This window comes from Mesorhizobium sp. U510 (assembly GCF_059180695.1).
The window spans coordinates 2299519-2317888 of record NZ_CP180532.1; the positions used below are offsets into that span (position 1 = coordinate 2299519).

An 18370-nucleotide genomic window follows, 5' to 3' on the forward strand; every position below is an offset into this window, starting at 1 on the left:
AGTTGACCTTGTGCGCATGGCGACAATAACGTTCTCAGCAGGTCGAGGCGCACCATGCGGTGGTCCTGTCGCAAGGAGGCAAAGCCAATTCCACCGAAACAGGAGGTTATAATACGCACGAAGTCGACCGGATATCTTTCCGCCTCCGTGGTGGCTATCTGAAATCCCGACACGCCGACCGTGGTCTGCGGGCGGGTTCATTGGGGCAAAGGCCCTAAATCGAATGAGTATCGCAGGGCGGCCGAGCAAATTCGGGCTGTGACGAAGATGCCTAGGAACCTTCTGGAAAGACTGACAGGATTTTTTCTCTCGGCCGAGCTGCACCGCTATCGGCTCGGCCGCGTGCGCGAAAGCAGTTGAACGATGTGCTGAAGTTCGGCTTTCATGATGGGCGTAGCCGAACCGGAATGCCTCGGGCGCGTTCGCGGGGTCGAGTGCAAAGCGAATCCCGGGCGTGATGGCAAGGCCCGCGCTGGCCGCGTTCGCGGCCCAGGTTTCCCCGCTCAGCCCGTTTCGCAGGCGCAACCAGAGTGCCAGGCCACCCGCCGGGAGGTCGAACATGACATCGTCGCCGAGAGGCCGGCTGGCTTCCTCGGCCAGGAGATCACGCCGCGACGCGTAGATGCGTCGGGCCTTGCGGGTGCCGTTGCAACACTCCGTCTCCAATCAGCCTGGCCAGGGCTTGTTCGAGTGGGAAATCTCCCTGGCGGTCGATTGCCTCTCGCCGGTCGGCTATACGCGCCAGGATGTTCGGCCGCGCGGTTATATATCCGATCCGGATAGCGGGTGTGAGCAGCTTGGACAGGGAGCCGACATAGACGGTGGGCTGTTCCGGGTGCGCCCGTGCGGCTAGCGGCAGCACGGGTCGTCCTTCGAATCGGTATTCGTGATCATAGTCGTCCTCGATGACGACCAGTCCACGCTTTCGCGCGATGTCGAGCAGTTTTAGCCGGCGACCGGCACCGAGCGTCGGGTATTGATGGTGTGGCGTGACATAGATCGCTTTCGGGGCCGTTTCCTGCTGGGCGATATTTTCGAGTTGCGTGACGTCGATACCCTGGGTGTCAACTGGTACGGCGATGATTCTGGCGCCTGCTGCCCGAAACGCCGTCCACCAGAGGATAGCCTGGCACCTCCACGGCAATGGCTTGGCCAGGGTCAATAACCGCAGCCGCTGCCAGGAACAGCCCCATCTGGCTGCCCCTTGTCACCAGTATCTCATCAGGCGAGGCCGCAAGTCCACGATCGCTTGCTAGATAATCGGCAAGTGCCAGCCGCAGGACGCGCGCACCACGTGGATCGCCGTATCCAGCGTCGGACGCAAAAGTGCTGGACTGACCAGAAACTCGGGACGGCTTATTGGAGGATGCTGGGGACATATTGGCAGGCTCGCTTTAGCAACCCTATTGCAGAGTCCACCGGGCCGCCGGCGACATAATCAAGGGGCACTCGCATAGGACAAGCCGGTGTTTGGTTTCTCCCGGATCATCTGCGATTTAAATCAAATCCGTCTGTGGATATTGACGATTGCGTGACCCTCACCTCGTAGACGGCTAACGCGGGCGGCAACTGAGAGGGTCATATGACAAGCGATTTTTCTGCCGCGCGAGTGCATCTAGATCGAGCGTATCATTATCTGCGAGGCGATGACCCGATGAGCCAGAGGGGGCGCGAAGCCTTGGATCTGCTAATTGAGGCAGTTGCCGTCGAGGAGTTCAAGCAGCCGAGCCAAAACGCGCAGGTGCTAATGTTTCCGATTGGGCGCCGCTTCTGAGGCGATCTCCATGGCGGTAACCATCAACGTGATGTGCAAACATTCTCAGTGCCCGCCAATGCATGAGCCGAGTCGGCAATCGAATGGGAGTCCGAAGCCTGTCGCTCGCAATCTTCCGAATTTCGCTGCGCCAATTGTCATCGGCGGCAGCTATTCCGGAAAGGCCGCCGCCCGGCAGTTCCGCCAGGTTCTGGTGATCGACGCCGGTTTGCGGCGGAACGCTTTTTGCCAGCCATTCGCCTGCCTTCCTGTCCCAGGACGGCGTCGATCCGGCCGAGATCACGGAACGGTCGCCTGAATAGCTTTCGCGCTGCGCGACGCGCTGGTACTACGGAACGGCCGAACGGGTGAGGGGAGCCGCGACGGTTTCGGGTCCTACTCGCCGACGGCCCTCAGCGGAGGGAGTCTTTTCGCTGCCGGCGTTTCAGATGCGCCGCCAAGGGTCAATGGCTGGCGGAGAATGGGGAAACAGCGTTCCACCGACCCTGCTGTATGGCTGTGAACTTTATCCGGACGGCTCGGCGTGATTGGTGCCGATCCTGCTCGGTCCACCAGGCACTTCGTCTGTCCGAATGAGGAGGCGGCCGCTGCTTTGCCCTGCGGGGCGAATGCCCATTTTCCCATAATCATTGCATATATCAGCGCTAGGAAGGTCCAAATTGGAAACGAAAAAATGGGGCGAGGCTTATGATGTTGAGCTGTAGCCGAGGCAAATCGCCTGCACAGCTTTTCCGCTATCTATCGGCCAAGTGGCCTGCGGCGTTCAATCCGAAAGCGCCCAGGCCGCTCAAGATCGGCATCCATCGTGACATTCGAGCGCTCGACGGCGAACTGTCTGATGATGAATTGAGGAGAGCCCTGCTGGCGTATACCAAGATGGCCAGATACTTGGCAAGACTGGATGCCGGCGCCGCACGGATCGATCTCAATGGCAAGCCGGCCGGCATGGTCTCGGATGCGGACGCGGCGACCGCCAAGGCTTTACTTTGCGCCCGCAAGGACAAACAAAAGAGCAAGCAAACGCCGGAGCCAAGGGCAGAGCCTCAAGCGCTACCCAAACCAAAACCGAAGCGAACCGCCGTGTTCAAGGCGAAGAATACGGCCGACAGCCCGACCGGCGTAGTCGTTGAGACCAAGCGTCGCCGGTCATTCCGAAAGCCGATGACTTGATCGCCGCTGAGCGATGGCTCTTGTCGACCGGGACAGCCCCTCAGGGTCGGAGCACATGGCGCCCGCGCCAATCCAAATTGCCGCGATCGCAATGGAGCTGCCGCATGCGCGAAAAACGGACCGGTCGGTCATCCCTTCTTCGAGATGAACGAAGGCCGGACGCTATTCCGATGTCGTTCTGGCCGGCCCAGATTGACTGTGGCCATACTGCTGCTCGACCTCCTCCCAAGTGAGGACCTTGGAAAGAATGGGAAGCATTTGGCAATTCAGCGCGCAGGCCTGGCAGCGCCAGCTTCTGCCAGGCGATCGCCCTCAGGCGTGGCGGCAGGTTGAACCCGAGCAGGCGGCAAAAGGGACGCCGAGGGCGCTCTGGCCATGGCTGTCGACATATTGGCGCTGGATCTCCACGTTGGTGTAATGTCGCAGCAAGACCTTGGTCATCGCCGCGACCTCCGAAGACGAACAGCGCTTGAGCTGCGAGAAAATGCAGGTCGAGCCCTTTTCGACATGCCAGTAGATCATCACGGCGCGACCGCCATAGCGGACATGCCATTCCGTCATCAGGTTGCCGTCCCAAGCGCCGAACTTCTTGGGCCGTGCCGGCTTCGCCCCAGATGGCGGTGTTGCGGATCGCCTGTGTTGCATTGGCAACGAGCCCGCAAGCCACCTCGAGCGCGCCCGGAGCAAGCACGTGACCCCTGAGCCAACCAGGAGCCCTCCTATGGGTCAATACGGTCAGGTCGCCTGCCATCATTCCACGACAGGACTACTAATAAAGAAGGTGTCGCCGGTCTGGCGTCTGACGACCGTATACTATCCGACACTGTTTTGTCGCCTTTGTTGGGTCCGCGACACCGGGCTATTTCATCGAGCTCTTGTCTGCCTCAGGCTAATCCCCTGAAAAGCAATCACAATGTTTTTCTTCTGCTGGGTCGGCCAAATTGGCACGAGTTTTGAAACTCCTTCGTTGGGAGCCGGGAGCCGACGACCGATCTTCATTTCGTGGATGACACCGCGATCGATGGAACGAAGAAAGAAAAGCATAATGTCAAATCCGCATCAGATAGCATCCTATGGCAAGGGGGCCTTGGCGAAACCGCCCGTACCCAAACAGGCTGCCAACCTTGTCGACGCTTGCGCAGGAAATCTTGATGGCCGGCTGCGACTCAAGGGCCCACCACACTCGCCTTAATCCTGAACTCGAAGGCGCAGGATAAAGTTCTGCATCTCGCCGCGCGGTATGCCTAGACAGTTACACGTTGGCCGATCTTGACATCGAGTCGGGCTACTCCCCGGAGGACGTCTACGTGCCGTCGTAATCATTCGCTGCCCGCAGCGCCTTCCGCCCTTCCATCGCTTAGAGAGTGAAGTGCCACCATGTCCGAACAACCCTTGCCGACGCTGCCGATGTGGCGCGTCAATCACATCGAGCCCTCGCCTGAGATGTTGGCGCTACGCGCCAACGGTCCGATCCACCGCGTACGCTTCCCGTCCGGGCACGAAGGCTGGTGGGTGACAGGCTACGACGAGGCCAAGGCGGCGCTGTCCGACGCGGCGTTCCGGCCCGCGGGAATGCCGCCGGCGGCATTCACCCCGGATTCGGTGATTCTCGGTTCGCCGGGGTGGCTTGTCTCGCACGAGGGGGGCGAGCATGCCCGGTTACGCACGATCGTGGCGCCGGCCTTCAGCAACCGCAGGGTGAAGGTGCTCGCGCAGCAGGTCGAGGCGATCGCCGCGCAGTTGTTCGAGACGCTGGCGGCCCAGCCCCAGCCCGCCGACCTGAGGCGCCACCTCTCCTTTCCGCTGCCGGCCATGGTCATCAGCGCGCTGATGGGCGTGCTCTACGAGGATCACGCCTTTTTCGCCGGGCTGTCCGACGAAGTGATGACGCACCAGCATGAAAGCGGCCCGCGCAGCGCGTCGCGCCTGGCCTGGGAAGAACTGCGCGCCTACATTCGCGGCAAGATGTGGGACAAGCGCCAGGATCCGGGCGACAACCTGCTGACGGATCTGCTCGCGGCGATCGAGCAGGGCAATGCGACCGAGGAAGAGGCGATCGGCCTGGCGGCGGGCATGCTGGTGGCGGGGCACGAGAGCACCGTCGCGCAGATCGAATTCGGCCTGCTGGCCATGTTCCGCCATCCGCAACAGCGCGAACGCCTAGTCGGCGATCCATCCCTGGTGGACAAGGCGGTGGAGGAAATCCTGCGCATGTACCCGCCGGGCGCGGGCTGGGACGGCATCATGCGCTATCCGAGGACCGACGTGACTATCGCGGGCGTGCATATTCCCGCGGAGAGCAAGGTGCTGGTCGGCCTGCCGGCGACGTCGTTCGATCCGCGCCATTTCGACGACCCGGAAATCTTCGACATCGGACGCGACGAAAATCCGCACCTGACGTTTTCGCACGGGCCGCACTACTGCATCGGCATGGCGCTGGCCAGGCTGGAACTCAAGGTGGTGGTCGGCTCGATCTTCCAGCGCTTTCCCGCGCTGCGCCTGGCCGTGGCGCCCGAAGAACTGAAGTTGCGCAAGGAGATCATCACTGGCGGGTTCGAGGAGTTCCCGGTGCTCTGGTGACGCGCGGACGCCGCCCGGAATCGCGATCTACTCCGCAATTTGCCGGCGCGCCTAGCACGCGCCGGTCAGATCAGCCAGCCAACAGGTAACCAAGATGGACGTGCAAGAAACCACGGCAGCATGCCGGGACGCCTTCGCCGAACTTGCGTCGCCAGCGTGTATCCAAGACCCGTATACGTTCATGCGGTGGTTGCGCGAGCACGATCCGGTGCATCGTGCGGCGTCGGGCCTCTTTCTGTTGAGCCGCCACGCCGACATCTACTGGGCGCTCAAGGCCACGGGCGATGTGTTTCGGGGACCGGCGCCGGGCGAACTGGCGCGCTATTTCCCGCGTGCGGAGACCAGCCTGTCACTCAATCTCCTCGCGTCCACGCTAGCGATGAAGGAACCACCGACGCATACGCGTCTGCGCCGGCTGATCTCGCGCGATTTCACCATACGCCAGATCGACAACCTGCGGCCGAGCATCGCACGCATCGTCGCAGCGCGCCTGGACGGCATGGCGCCCGCGCTGGAGCGCGGGGAGGCGGTGGACCTGCATTGGGAATTCGCGCTGGCTGTGCCCATTCTGGTCTTCGCCGAACTGTTCGGCATGCCCCAGGATGACATGTTCGGGCTCGCCGCCGGCATCGGCGCCATTCTGGAAGGCCTGAGCCCACACGCCAGCGATCCCCAGCTCGCCGAGGCGGACGCGGCCAGCGCCAGGGTGCAGGCCTACTTCGGCGACCTCATACAGCGCAAGCGCACCGATCCCCGCAACGACATCGTGTCGATGGTGGTCGCCGCACACGACGACGATGCCGACACGCTGTCGGATGCGGAGTTGATCAGCATGCTGTGGGGCATGCTGCTGGGCGGCTTCGCCACCACTGCTGCGACCATCGACCATGCTGTCCTAGCGATGCTGGCGTATCCCGAACAGCGGCACTGGCTGCAGGGAGACGCCGTGGGGGTGAAGGCATTCGTCGAAGAAGTCCTGCGCTGCGACGCGCCTGCCATGTTCAGCTCCATTCCGCGTATCGCCCAGCGCGACATCGAACTGGGCGGCGTGGTGATCCCGAAGAACGCGGACGTGCGCGTGCTGATCGCGGCCGGCAATCGCGACCCGGACGCCTTCTCCGATCCCGACCGCTTCGATCCCGCGCGGTTCTACGGCACCACTCCTGGCATGTCGACCGACGGGAAGATCATGCTGAGCTTTGGCCACGGCATCCACTTCTGCCTCGGTGCGCAACTGGCCCGGGTGCAGTTGGCCGAGAGCCTGCCGCGGATCGAGGCGCGCTTCCCCACGCTGGCATTGGCCGAGCAGCCGACCCGGGAGCCATCCGCGTTCCTCAGGACGTTCCGCGCGCTGCCGGTGCGACTGCATGCTCAGGGGGGCTGAGATGCGCGTCGTGATCGATCAGGATCTATGCGGAACCACCGGGCAGTGTGTGCTGACGCTGCCGGGCACCTTTCGCCAGCGCGAACCGGACGGCGTGGCGGAAGTGTGCGTGGCGACGGTCCCGCAGGCGCTGCACGCCGCCGCGCGGCTCGCGGCCAGCCAGTGTCCGGTCGCCGCCATTCGGGTCATCGAAAGCGACGCTGGCGAGCGCGCCAGCGCCGACCCTGCGCCTTCTCCGGCGCAGGCTGAGCGGCATGCCGCGAAAGACCAACGCAACCCAGGAGGACGGTTTGAAGGCAAGGTGGCCGTGGTGACCGGCGCCGGCGCCGGCATCGGCAAGGCATGCGCCCTCGCCATCGCGCGCGAGGGCGGCAGAGTGGTGGTGGCCGACATTGATGGCTCGGCGGCCGTCGCCTGCACCGCGCAGATCGCGGCCGAAGCGGGCCACGCGCTGGCCCTGGCCATGGACATCGCCGATGCGCAGGCGGTGGCAGCGCTGTTCGAGACGGCGGAGCGGCACTTCGGTGGGGTCGACCTGCTGGTGAACAACGCGAGCGCCATGCATCTGACACCGCGCGACCGCACGATCCTCGACCTGGACCTGGCGGTCTGGGATCAGACCATGGCGACCAATCTGCGCGGCACGCTGCTCTGCTGCCGGCAGGCCATCCCACGAATGATCGCCCGCGGCGGTGGCGCGATCGTCAACATGTCGTCGTGCCAGGGGCTCAGCGGTGACACCGCGCAGACGTCCTACGCCGCGTCGAAGGCGGCGATGAACATGCTGTCGGCCTCGCTCGCCACCCAGTACGGTCATGCGCAGATCCGCTGCAACGCGGTTGCGCCGGGTCTCATCATGACCGAGCGTCTCCTCGCCAAGCTGGACGAGTGCATGCAACGGCATCTGAGCCGGCACCAACTCCTGCAGCGCGTCGGCCGCCCCGAGGACGTGGCCGCGCTGGTGGCGTTCCTGCTCTCCGACGATGCTGCGTTCATCACCGGCCAGGTCCTGTGCATCGACGGCGGCATGCTGGCGCATGTGCCGACGTACGCCGACGGTGGCAACAGCCGCGCCGCGCGGCCTGCCGGCGACACCGCCAAAGCGGCCGCGGGGCCGCGCTGCTGATGGACATGCTGCTCAACCCGCTGGACCGTCGGCACCGGCTGCGGGACGACATCCCGGTCGCGCCCGGCGCTTTCCCCCTGGTCGGACATCTTCCCGCCATCGTATGCGACCTGCCGCGCCTGCTGCGGCGCGCGGAACGGACGTTGGGCAGCCACTTCTGGCTGGATTTCGGCCCTGCCGGACACCTGATGACCTGCGTGGATCCGGATGCGTTTGCACTGCTCCGGCACAAGGACGTGTCCTCGGCGCTGATCGAAGAGATCGCGCCCGAATTGCTTGGCGGAACGTTGGTCGCCCAGGACGGCGGCGCGCACCGGCAGGCGCGCGACGCGATCAAGGCGGCGTTCCTGCCCAAGGGGCTGACCCAAGCCGGCATCGGCAACCTGTTCGCGCCCGTCATCCAGGCGCGGGTGCAGGCGTGGCGCGACCGCGGCGACGTAACCATCCTGCGCGAAACCGGCGACCTGATGCTCAAGCTCATCTTCAGCCTCATGGGAATCCCAGCGCAGGACCTGCCGGGATGGCATCGCAAATACCGGCAACTGCTGCAGTTGATCGTCGCGCCCCCGGTCGACCTGCCTGGACTGCCCTTGCGGCGCGGCCGCGCCGCCCGCGACTGGATCGACGCGCAGTTGCGCCAGTTCGTCCGCGACGCGCGCGCACATGCCGCGCGCACTGGGTTGATCAATGACATGGTGAGCTCCTTCGATCGCGGCGACGATGCGCTCTCCGACGACGTCCTGGTCGCCAATATCCGCCTGCTGCTGCTTGCCGGTCACGACACCACCGCCTCGACGATGGCCTGGATGGTGATCGAGCTGGCGCGGCAGCCTGGGCTATGGGACGCCCTGGTCGAGGAGGCGCAACGCGTGGGCGCGGTGCCGACCCGGCACGCGGACCTGGCGCAGTGTCCGGTCGCCGAGGCGCTGTTCCGCGAGACGCTGCGCGTGCATCCGGCGACCACGCTCCTGCCGCGTCGCGCGCTGCAGGAATTGCAACTCGGCCAACGGCGCATTCCTGCGGGCACCCCTCTGTGCATCCCGCTGCTGCATTTCTCGACCTCTGCGCTGCTGCACGAGGCGCCTGATCAGTTCCGCCTGGCACGGTGGCTGCAACGCACGGAGCCGATCCGGCCGGTGGACATGCTGCAGTTCGGTACCGGCCCACACGTCTGCATCGGTTACCACCTGGTATGGCTGGAAATGGTGCAGTTCTGCATCGCCTTGGCACTGACCATGCACAAGGCCGGGGTGCGGCCGCGGTTGCTGAGCGCCGTCGAAAAAGGTCGGCGCTATTTCCCGACCGCACATCCGTCCATGAAAATCCGCATCGGATTCTCATGAGCTGGCATCGCATGCCCCGTGTGGCGAGGCAGCTGCGCCGGCGACGCGCGGCAATGCTGCACTCGGCGCGCGCGCTCGGTGCGACCCCGCCAACACCGCGGCGGCTCGGACGCTCGCCGTGGCCGTGCCAGGTACAAGGACATGAACGACATGCAGACCGATTCCACGCTACACGACGACGCGCAGGCGCGCGGCGCATCCGGCAGGCTGCCGTCGGAGATCTGGATGCAGGACGGCGCAAGGCGGGTCGAACAGGCGCTGGCGCGTCTTCTCTGCGCCGAAGACGACGGTGAGACCGAGCTGATGGCGGCGATGCGCTACGCCACCTTGCATGGCGGAAAGCGCACCCGCGCCTTGCTCTGTCTGGCTACCGGCGCACTGGCCGACACGCCGGGGCCCATGCTCGACGATGTCGGCGCCGCCATCGAGATGATGCACGCCTGTACCCTGGTCCACGACGACCTGCCCGCAATGGACGATGACGTGCTTCGCCGCGGCCTTCCGACCGTGCACGTCAAGTTCGGCGAAGCCACTGCGATCCTGGTCGGCGATGCGCTGCAGGCGCACGCCTTCCTGACCCTGGCGAGCCTGGATGCGCCGAGCGACAATCGTATCGCGCTCGTGCGCGAACTGGCGCAGGCGGTGTCCGCCGAGGGTGCCGCAGGCGGGCAGGCCATGGATCTGTCGCTGGTAGGAAAGCACGTCGAGCTGGACAGGATCGTGGCGATGCACCGGATGAAGAGCGGAGCACTAGTGCGCGCGTCCGTTCGCATGGGCGCGCTATGCGCCATCGCGGAGGATGCCGCCCACGCTGCGCTGTACTGTGCGCTCGATCGCTACTCCGCCTGTTTCGGCCTGGCGTTGCAGGTGGTCGACGACATTCTCGACGCGACAGCGGATACCGCGACGTTGGGCAAGACCCCCGGCAAGGACGCGGCGGCGCAGAAGCCGACCTGTGCGTCGATCATGGGGCTGCAGGCAGCGCGCCAGTTGGCGCTGGATCTGTTGCGCGACGCCGGGGAGGCCATCGCCCCGCTGGGAACGCGTGCGGAACGGTTGGCGCAGATGCTGCAGCGGGCCAACGCGTATCTGTTCAAGCACGCGCCATGCGCATGAGCGCGCCCGTCCGCATGGAGTCGCCCCTGTGCCGCTGCGATCGATCGGCCGGCGTGAGCGGTGCATGCTGCACTGTGTCCAAGTCGGCGGCGGCGATCGCAGCGGTTGCCCAGCACAGCCGCGGCTCACGCGGCGCGCTGCGCGCAAGCCTATGCGGCGGACCGGCCCCAGCATGGGGCGCGTCGCCGCGCCGGAGCAGGGCGGCCGTCCGGCGCTGCCCGTGCGCCGGGCCGCGACGGGCCTGCGGCGACGTGCGCGGCGTCTGCCCGATCCAGGTTCCCGTCAACTGTCTGCAGAAGGAACATACCGCGTGAACGCGCTGTCCGAACAGATCCTTTCCGAATTGCGCCACCTGCTGATCGAGATGAGCGACGGCGGCAGCGTCGGTCCGTCCGTCTACGACACGGCGCGAGCTCTGCAGTTCCACGGCAACGTCACCGGTCGGCAGGACGCATACGCGTGGCTCATCGCGCAACAACAGGCCGATGGCGGATGGGGAAGCGCGGACTTCCCGCTGTTCCGCCATGCGCCCACCTGGGCGGCGTTGCTGACATTGCAGCGTGCCGATCCTCTTCCCGGCGCGGCCGACGCAGTCCAGGCTGCAACCCGGTTCCTCGAGCGCCAGCCCGATCCCTACGCGCATTCGGTGCCGGAGGACGCGCCGATCGGCGCGGAGCTGATCCTGCCGCAGTTGTGCGGCGAGGCCGCATCCTTGCTGGGCGGCGTGGGGTTTCCGCGCCACCCGGCGCTGTTGCCGTTGCGGCAGGCGTGCCTTGTCAAGTTGGGGGCGGTGGCGACGTTGCCGAGCGGCCATCCGTTGCTGCACTCCTGGGAAGCCTGGGGAACGTCGCCGACCACCGCATGCCCCGACGACGACGGCAGCATTGGCATCAGTCCGGCGGCCACCGCCGCGTGGCGTGCGCACGCCGTAACACATGGGAGCACGCCGCAGGTCGGGCGCACCGACGCGTATCTGCAGGCGGCATCGCGGGCGACGCGCAGCGGCATCGAAGGTGTCGTTCCCAACGTCTGGCCGATCAATGTGTTCGAGCCATGCTGGTCGCTGTACACCCTGCATCTGGCCGGGCTGTTCGCGCATCCCGCGTTCGCCGATGCCGTGCGCGTGATCGTCGCGCAGCTCGACGCCCGCATGGGCGTGCGCGGTCTGGGCCCGGCCTTGCACTTCGCAGCCGATGCCGACGACACCTCCGTTGCGTTGTGCGTCCTGCGCCTTGCAGGTCGCGACCCGCCGGTCGATGCGCTGCGCGATTTCGAAATCGGCGAGCTATTCGTCACCTTCCCCGGCGAGCGCAATGCCTCGGTGTCGACCAACATCCATGCCCTGCATGCGTTGCGACTGTTGGGAGAGCCCGCCGCCGGCACCAGCTACTACGTCGAGGCCAATCGCAACCCGCACGGTCTATGGGACAACGAAAAATGGCACGTTTCGTGGCTGTATCCCACCGCGCATGCGGTCGCTGCGCTGGCGCAAGGCAAGCCCCAGTGGCGCGACGAGCGCGCGCTGGCGGCGCTGCTGCAGGCGCAGCGCGATGACGGCGGCTGGGGCGCCGGTCGCGCGTCCTCATTTGAGGAAACCGCCTATGCGCTGTTCGCGTTGCACGTCATGGACGGGAGCGAAGAGCCGACAGGGCGCCGGCGCATCGCGCAGGCGGTGGCGCGTGCGCTGGAGTGGATGCTCGCTCGCCATGTGGCGCATGCATTGCCGCAGACGGCGCTGTGGATCGGCAAGGAACTGTATTGCCCCACCCGGGTCGTCCGCGTGGCCGAACTCGCCGGGTTGTGGCTGGCGCTTCGTTGGGGGCGGCGCGTCCTGGCCGAGGGAGCAGGAGCGGCGCCATGATCCAGACCGAACGCGCGCTGCAGCAGGTGCTGGAGTGGGGGCGTTCCCTGACAGGGTTCGCCGACGAGCATGCCGTGGAAGCGGTCAGGGGCGGCCAGTACATCCTGCAGCGCATCCACCCGAGCCTGCGCGACACCTGCGCCCGCACTGGCCGCGATCCGCAGGCCGAAACGCTGATCGTGGCGTTCTATCGCGAACTGGCGCTGCTGTTCTGGCTCGACGATTGCAACGACCTTGGCCTGATCGCGCCGGAGGAGCTCGCCGCGGTGGAGCAGGCGCTGGGGCAGGGCGTGCCGTGCGCGCTCCCCGGATTCGAGGGCTGCGCTGTGCTGCGCGCTTCGCTGGCCGCGCTCGCCTACGATCGTCGCGACTATGCTCGGCTGCTCGACGACACTCGGTGCTACTGCGCGGCGCTGCGCGCCGGACACGCGCAGGCGGTAGGGGCGGAACGCTGGTCCTACGCCGAGTACCTGCACAACGGCATCGATTCGATCGCCTACACGAACGTGTTCTGTTGCCTGTCGTTGCTGTGGGGGCTGGACATGGCGACCTTGCGCGCGCGTCCGGCGTTTCGCCAGGTCCTGCGGCTCATCTCCGCGATAGGGCGCCTGCAGAACGATCTGCATGGACGCGACAAGGACAGGTCGGCGGGCGAGGCCGACAACGCGGCGATCCTGCTGCGGCAGCGCTATCCGGCTATGCCTGTGGTGGAGTTCCTCAACGACGAGTTGGCCGGCCATACGCGCATGCTGCACCGGGTGATGGCGGAAGAACGCTTTCCCGCGCCGTGGGGAGCGTTGATCGAGGCCATGGCGGCCATCCGCGCGCAGTACTACCAGACCTCGACCAGCCGCTACCGCAGCGACGCTGCGGGGGGAGGCCAGCGTGCGCCCGCCTGAACGGCGGGATGCGGCTGCGTGCGCGCGCTGCCGTCGGTCCGATCCGATGCAACGCCGTCCCCCGATGCGACGGATGGAGCGAGCATGAGCGATAGCGACAACATCCCGAGCCGGCGCAAGGACGACCATCTGGACATCGTGCTGGATCGGCGAACGGCGCCGGCCACGGTCGCCGCCGGCTGGGAGTACATCCGTTTCGAACACTGCGCATTGCCCGAGTTGGACCTGACGCAGATCGACCTGCGCGCCTCGCTGCTGGGCAAGACCATGCGCGCGCCGCTGCTGATCAGCTCCATGACCGGCGGCGTGCCACGCGCCGAGGCCATCAACCGGCATCTGAGCGAGGCAGCACAAGCCTTGGGGATCGCCATGTGCGTCGGTTCGCAGCGCGTGAGCCTGCAATCCCGCAACTCCCAGGGGCTGACGCGCGCGCTGCGCCGCATGGCCCCAGACATTCCCTTGCTGGCTAATATCGGCGCCGCGCAACTGCGCGAGGCCGACGGCCTGGACCTGGCGCGCCGGGCGGTGGATGCGCTGGAGGCCGATGGACTCATCGTCCATCTCAATGCGCTGCAGGAAGCGGTACAGCCGGAGGGCGACCGCGACTGGCGCGGCGTCCTGGCGCAGATCGCTCGCGCCGCGCGCAGCGTGGACGTGCCGATTGTGGCCAAGGAAGTGGGGTCGGGCCTGTCCGCCTCGGTGGCCTGCGCGCTCGTCAAGGCGGGCGTGGCGGTCATCGATGTCGCCGGCGCCGGCGGCACCAGTTGGGCCGCGGTGGAGGGCGAGCGCGCCCGCGATGCCGCCGACCGTGCAGTGGCGATGGCGTTCGCCGACTGGGGGATTCCGACCCCGGCCAGCGTGCAGGCGGTACGTCGGGCGCTGCCAACTGTGAAGCTGATCGCGTCGGGCGGGATCCGCGACGGCGTCGACGTGGCCAAGGCCATCCGCCTGGGCGCGGACATCGCCGGGCAGGCGGCCGGCGTGCTGCGCGCGGCGACGGTGTCCACCGAGGCGGTTGTCGCGCATTTCGAGATCGTCATCCGCCAGTTGGCCGTTGCCTGCTTCTGCACCGGCTCGGCTGATCTGGCGGCGTTGCGTCAGGCGCGGTTGTTGCCCTCGGCGCATCTGCCCGCCGGTTGATGCCGGCGTCGCCCGCACGTGGCGGCGGGCGCCTAGCAGGCTGCTGAATACCTACGCCAAAGATGACTACTGATCCACCTTGGCGAGGCGGTTCAATGCGCGGGAGCTCGTGATCACCAGAAGGGAAGTCGATGCCCAGGACGTGGCTTGGTTGGAGACGCTAAGGAACGTCAAACTGACGATTCTTGTAACGTGGTCGGGGATCGAGAGCGACAGGATCGAACCGGTCTCGTCCCGCATAGCGGAACGATAGCTCCACCGGAAGCATTCGGTTCTGCCACAGCATCGGCCAGGCAAAAATAACTTGCGTTGCGCAGATAAAATGCCCTGATCCTGCCATTCCTCCATGGGCACGTGGGCGGGGAGAAATCTCATACAACTGGCAGCGAAGGGAGGCTCGGCCCAATGAGCGGGGTGGCGCGTGAAGAAGTTAATCCGGTGTCATCGGCAACGTTCGCGCCGCTCGAGAATTCAACTTTCCGTCCGATCTGGATTGCCACACAGGTATCCAGTCTAGGGTGGCTGATTCAAATGGTTGCCATCAGTTGGCTGATGGCGACCATTTCGACATCGGATGTGATGGTCGCCTTGGTGCAGGCTTCGACAACCTTGCCCACATTCCTCCTGTCAATTATCGCCGGCGCCCTAGCGGACAATTACAGCCGCCGCAATCTCATGTTTGCTGGCTGGTGCGTGATAGCATTGTCCTCGACGATGCTGACTGTTCTTGCAGGTCTCGGAATTTTCAATCCATGGATGGTTCTTGCATTCAGCTGTTTGGCCGGAGTAGGCGCCGCTTTCACCGACCCCGCCTGGCACGCGTCGGTTGGCGATATCCTGCGAAAGCGCGATGTTCCGGCCGCCGTCACGCTTATCTCGGTCGGATATAACGCCGTCCGAAGCATCGGTCCCGCTCTCGGTGGCGTCGTCGTTGCTTCCTTTGGCCCTTTGACGGCTTTCGCAGTGGCGACGCTTACATATCTGATGCTGCTGTGGACCATAGGGCGCTGCAAATGGCATGTTCGCCCGTCACCGCTGCCGAGTGAACCATTGACCACGGCGATCCATGACGGAGCGCGCTTCACTGCCCTGTCATCCGAAATCAAGGCAGCAATTGCCCGCGGTGCCCTCTTTGGGCTGACTAGCATCTCTATACTAGCGCTCTTGCCTCTCGTCGCCCGCGATCAGCTGGGGGGAGGGCCAGTCGTTTACGGCATCCTGATGGCCGGCTTCGGGACCGGCGCCTTGTTCGCCGGCATCTGCAACAACATTCTGAGACGGAGGCTGTCCCAGGAACGTTTGACGACACTGTCGTGCATCGCCTGTGCGGCTTGTTGTCTATCGCTTGCTTTCACCCCCTCGGTGGCGGTGGCGGCTATCGCGCTGGCGCTCGGCGGCGCGGGCTGGGTCGTGACCTGGACCGGGCTGGACGTAAGCGTCCAGTTGGCGAGTCCAAGGTGGGTCGTTGGTCGCACGCTCTCGATCTATTACGCCCTTTCATCCGGCGGCATCGCGGCTGGCAGCTGGCTGTGGGGTACGGTGGCCGAGAGCTATTCGCTGAGCTCGGCTCTGGAGCTTTCAGGTGGCGCGCTGCTGCTGGTCGCTGGCACCGGCTTCCTGCTGCCCATCCGTCAATGGAAAGATTCCGATCAGGCTCCTCTTGGCTTCGAAACGCCTCAGGTTGCCCTGGATTTGAAGCCCCGAAGCGGGCCGATCGTCGCCAAGATCGAATATTCAATACCCGAAGCAAATGTCGAAGCGTTCCTGGAGCAGATGCGGGAACGGCGGCGAGTACAAAGCGGCGTTGGTGCGCGACACTGGAATCTCCAGCGCGACCTCCAGCAGCCTTCGCGTTGGACAGAAACCTTCCGCACCCCGACCTGGATGGACTACCTTCGCCTGAACCACCGCCTTACGGCAGCCGACAAGGAGTTGGACCAGCGTCTCCTCGCATTGCACCTGGGAGAGCTTCCTCCTCGAACCACGCTTGCGATCGAGCGGCCGACTGGAGCTGGCCGCAAGCGGGACCAATCGATGCGGTTCTTTTTCCGGCGTTGACATCCGTCCAGGCGTCCGCGCTGGTGAGACAGGATGGGTTGGAAACGAGCCACCGCTCTCACCATCCGTTTTGCAGATCGGCTTCGATCCATTCGGGTGGTTGCCGAGCCGGCATACTGGGCGGCTCAGACGTATCCTTGTCGGAGAGATTCCTCGGCACTCGAGCGTCTTGCAGCGCGTTGCGCTCAAGCTCACCGGCACCTGTTCGGTGCGTTCCCAAACAGAGCAATGGCTTTTCGCGCCGCAACCCCGAGGTGGGTAATTCTGGTTTTTGCTGGGTTTAACTCTACGAAATATGAACAGGATCGGCTTCACGGCCCGTCTGGTTCGCACTGGCCACAGAGGAATACACAGATATGGCGACCGGAACAGTGAAGTGGTTCAACAGCCAAAGGTTTTGGCTTCATCCAGCCCGATGACGGCGGTCAGGACGTTTTCGTCCATATTTCAGCTGTAGAACGGGCTGGACTTTCAAACCTCGTTGATGGGCAGAAGATCAAGTACGAGATCGAGCAGGACCGCCGTAGCGGCAAGTCCTCCGCAGGTAGTCTCAGCAAGGTAGGCTGATTTTCTCGTCGGACCCGCAGAGCGCGAAGGATAAGTCAAGCCGAAGGTACCATCGTCATTCGCGGGGCGTATCGCGACGGACTCTCTTATATGAGACGATCCTGATGCGTCACGCAAACGGTGAATCACGAACGCTCTCGCCGCAAACCCTTCCGCCCGGAAATCTGCCCCGGTTACGGCTCTCGGCGTATCCCAGAGTTGGGAGAAGCTTCTGCCAGACTACAACTGTAACCTCATATCGGTTTAGCAGGTCAAGCGTCGGTGGTACCCTGATTGGGTAACTTAACGACTTTGGAGGCCGAGCAATGGATCGCGATAACAAACGGGCACGCGCAGCTGCAAGTTCATCCCAAGACGTGGGGAATCGCAGTACCCTCCGTGACCTTCCATACGGACCATTGACCGATGTTGCAGAACGGCTGGTAAGCGCTAACCCGCGCGATACAGCGCGAAATCTTGGGACCTTCAAAGAACTCGGGAGGCGAGAGCGCATAGCCGTTCGGGGCACTCGAACCGAGCCAGAAACTGACCTCGCGAAGTTTGAAACGCGGACCAATCAGCTTGGACGATCAGCCGTCGATCTGGGGGATAAATTGACTGCCGGGTTGGGACACACCCCGGATGAAGTAGCATTGGAGCAATTCAGAGCAGTCAGTAACGTGTCTCATTACCTTCGGCCAGAGACACAAGATAGTATTGTTAATCGCATTGGCAACATGGACCCACCTTCGCAAGCTATCGGAGCGCTTTACGCTGCGCAAAACTTCAGCAAGTTTAACGCTGAAAATAAAGCTCGCATTTTTGATCAGGCCGCTGAATTGGCTACCGATCCGGATGGCCACGTCAGGTCGACAGCATCCAATGCTATGTACGCGATGTATCACCAGTTAGATCCAAATCAACAGGCCCAAGCTCACTCGATTCCCGGCATGCAAGACATCTTGCCGCAGATGCCTCCTCCGCGGCATGCAGCAGAGGAACGCAGTGCGGATCTGGACGCCCACATAGCAGGTATTGGGGCTGCAGTCCGTGATACAGTTGGCCCGCAAACCTCCCACGAACAGCTGCAGCGGGGTGGTCAAGTCGGCCGGGACATAAGCCACTCCTACAATCACGCCCGAGAGGATCTAATGGAGGCTAGGAGAAGCAGAGATCGCACCGGCCGTTGAGGTCTCGGCCATGGCAGTAACGCTTCCTCTCCCGAATTCCGTTCACGGCCTTGCTGTTTCCAATTCGCTGGCCGTCGACGTAGCTGCTTAGTGAAACTTTCAAAATCCACGTCTGCCGGGTGGCGCGATGCAAGCATCGCACCACCCGCTGCGGCATCGATCTGTCGAGCGTCGGCATCGCGA

The 18370-nt window shown here is 64.4% G+C and carries 13 protein-coding genes and 3 pseudogenes; 13 read left to right on the forward strand and 3 right to left on the reverse strand.

All coding sequences use genetic code 11. The annotated features are described in order from the left end of the window. Positions 1–604: 604 nt before the first annotated feature. Together ACLGL5_RS12970 and ACLGL5_RS12975 are read right to left on the reverse strand one after the other, a co-directional pair. Entirely contained in the window at positions 605–1162 is a 558-nt protein-coding gene (locus ACLGL5_RS12970) for an aminotransferase class I/II-fold pyridoxal phosphate-dependent enzyme (protein WP_027033411.1), read from the reverse strand. Then, on the reverse strand, positions 1065–1379 hold the full coding sequence (locus ACLGL5_RS12975) for an aminotransferase class I/II-fold pyridoxal phosphate-dependent enzyme (protein WP_263496943.1): 315 nt from the start codon (positions 1377–1379) through the stop codon (positions 1065–1067). Before ACLGL5_RS12975 ends, ACLGL5_RS12970 begins: the two co-directional genes overlap by 98 nt. Before the next feature lie 203 nt (positions 1380–1582). Here ACLGL5_RS12975 and ACLGL5_RS12980 point away from each other — a divergent pair, with 203 nt between their 5' ends. Together ACLGL5_RS12980 and ACLGL5_RS12985 are read left to right on the forward strand one after the other, a co-directional pair. Further along, the gene (locus ACLGL5_RS12980) at positions 1583–1774 is read left to right on the forward strand and encodes a hypothetical protein (RefSeq protein WP_027033412.1); all 192 of its coding nucleotides are present in this window, start codon (positions 1583–1585) and stop codon (positions 1772–1774) included. A 687-nt stretch (positions 1775–2461) separates the two neighbouring features. Beyond that, positions 2462–2944 carry a ProQ/FINO family protein gene (locus ACLGL5_RS12985; RefSeq protein WP_245307066.1) on the forward strand — a complete coding sequence of 161 codons (483 nt, stop codon included), beginning with the start codon at positions 2462–2464 and terminating at the stop codon, positions 2942–2944. 204 nt (positions 2945–3148) lie between these two features. On the opposite strand, the pseudogene ACLGL5_RS12990 reads toward ACLGL5_RS12985, so the two are convergent. Then, positions 3149–3623 (reverse strand): annotated as a pseudogene (locus tag ACLGL5_RS12990) (Tn3 family transposase); the annotation flags it as partial. 698 nt (positions 3624–4321) lie between these two features. On the opposite strand from ACLGL5_RS12990, the gene ACLGL5_RS12995 reads away from it, so the two are divergent. From ACLGL5_RS12995 to ACLGL5_RS13045, 11 genes and pseudogenes are all read left to right on the forward strand, one after another. Continuing rightward, complete coding sequence (locus ACLGL5_RS12995; RefSeq protein ID WP_069091230.1) at positions 4322–5524, forward strand: cytochrome P450; 1203 nt, start codon at positions 4322–4324, stop codon at positions 5522–5524. Positions 5525–5618: 94 nt separating this feature from the next. Further along, positions 5619–6908 (forward strand): cytochrome P450, encoded by a 1290-nt coding sequence (locus tag ACLGL5_RS13000; protein ID WP_069091231.1) that lies wholly within the window; start codon positions 5619–5621, stop codon positions 6906–6908. A gap of 1 nt (position 6909) precedes the next feature. Then, positions 6910–7191: pseudogene (locus ACLGL5_RS13005) on the forward strand (ferredoxin); the annotation flags it as partial. Between the two features lie 18 nt (positions 7192–7209). Beyond that, entirely contained in the window at positions 7210–8034 is an 825-nt protein-coding gene (locus ACLGL5_RS13010) for an SDR family oxidoreductase (RefSeq protein WP_027033417.1), read from the forward strand. Further along, positions 8034–9377: a cytochrome P450 gene (locus tag ACLGL5_RS13015; RefSeq protein ID WP_069091232.1), complete on the forward strand. Its 1344-nt coding sequence runs from the start codon at positions 8034–8036 to the stop codon at positions 9375–9377. The genes ACLGL5_RS13010 and ACLGL5_RS13015 overlap by 1 nt, the downstream gene beginning before the upstream one ends. Before the next feature lie 150 nt (positions 9378–9527). Beyond that, complete coding sequence (locus ACLGL5_RS13020) at positions 9528–10493, forward strand: polyprenyl synthetase family protein (protein ID WP_069093301.1); 966 nt, start codon at positions 9528–9530, stop codon at positions 10491–10493. A 310-nt stretch (positions 10494–10803) separates the two neighbouring features. After that, positions 10804–12354, forward strand: a complete 1551-nt coding sequence (locus ACLGL5_RS13025; RefSeq protein WP_069091233.1) for a hypothetical protein — start codon at positions 10804–10806, stop codon at positions 12352–12354. Beyond that, a complete protein-coding gene (locus tag ACLGL5_RS13030; protein WP_027033421.1) occupies positions 12351–13253 on the forward strand; it encodes a terpene synthase family protein in 903 nt (300 codons plus the stop codon). Before ACLGL5_RS13025 ends, ACLGL5_RS13030 begins: the two co-directional genes overlap by 4 nt. 84 nt (positions 13254–13337) lie before the next feature. Next, positions 13338–14393, forward strand: coding sequence for a type 2 isopentenyl-diphosphate Delta-isomerase (fni, locus tag ACLGL5_RS13035; RefSeq protein ID WP_006329110.1), 1056 nt, complete (start codon positions 13338–13340; stop codon positions 14391–14393). Between the two features lie 405 nt (positions 14394–14798). Further along, positions 14799–16451, forward strand: coding sequence for an MFS transporter (locus ACLGL5_RS13040; RefSeq protein ID WP_006329112.1), 1653 nt, complete (start codon positions 14799–14801; stop codon positions 16449–16451). Positions 16452–16807: 356 nt separating this feature from the next. Further along, positions 16808–17018 (forward strand): annotated as a pseudogene (locus ACLGL5_RS13045) (cold-shock protein). Positions 17019–18370: the final 1352 nt, after the last annotated feature.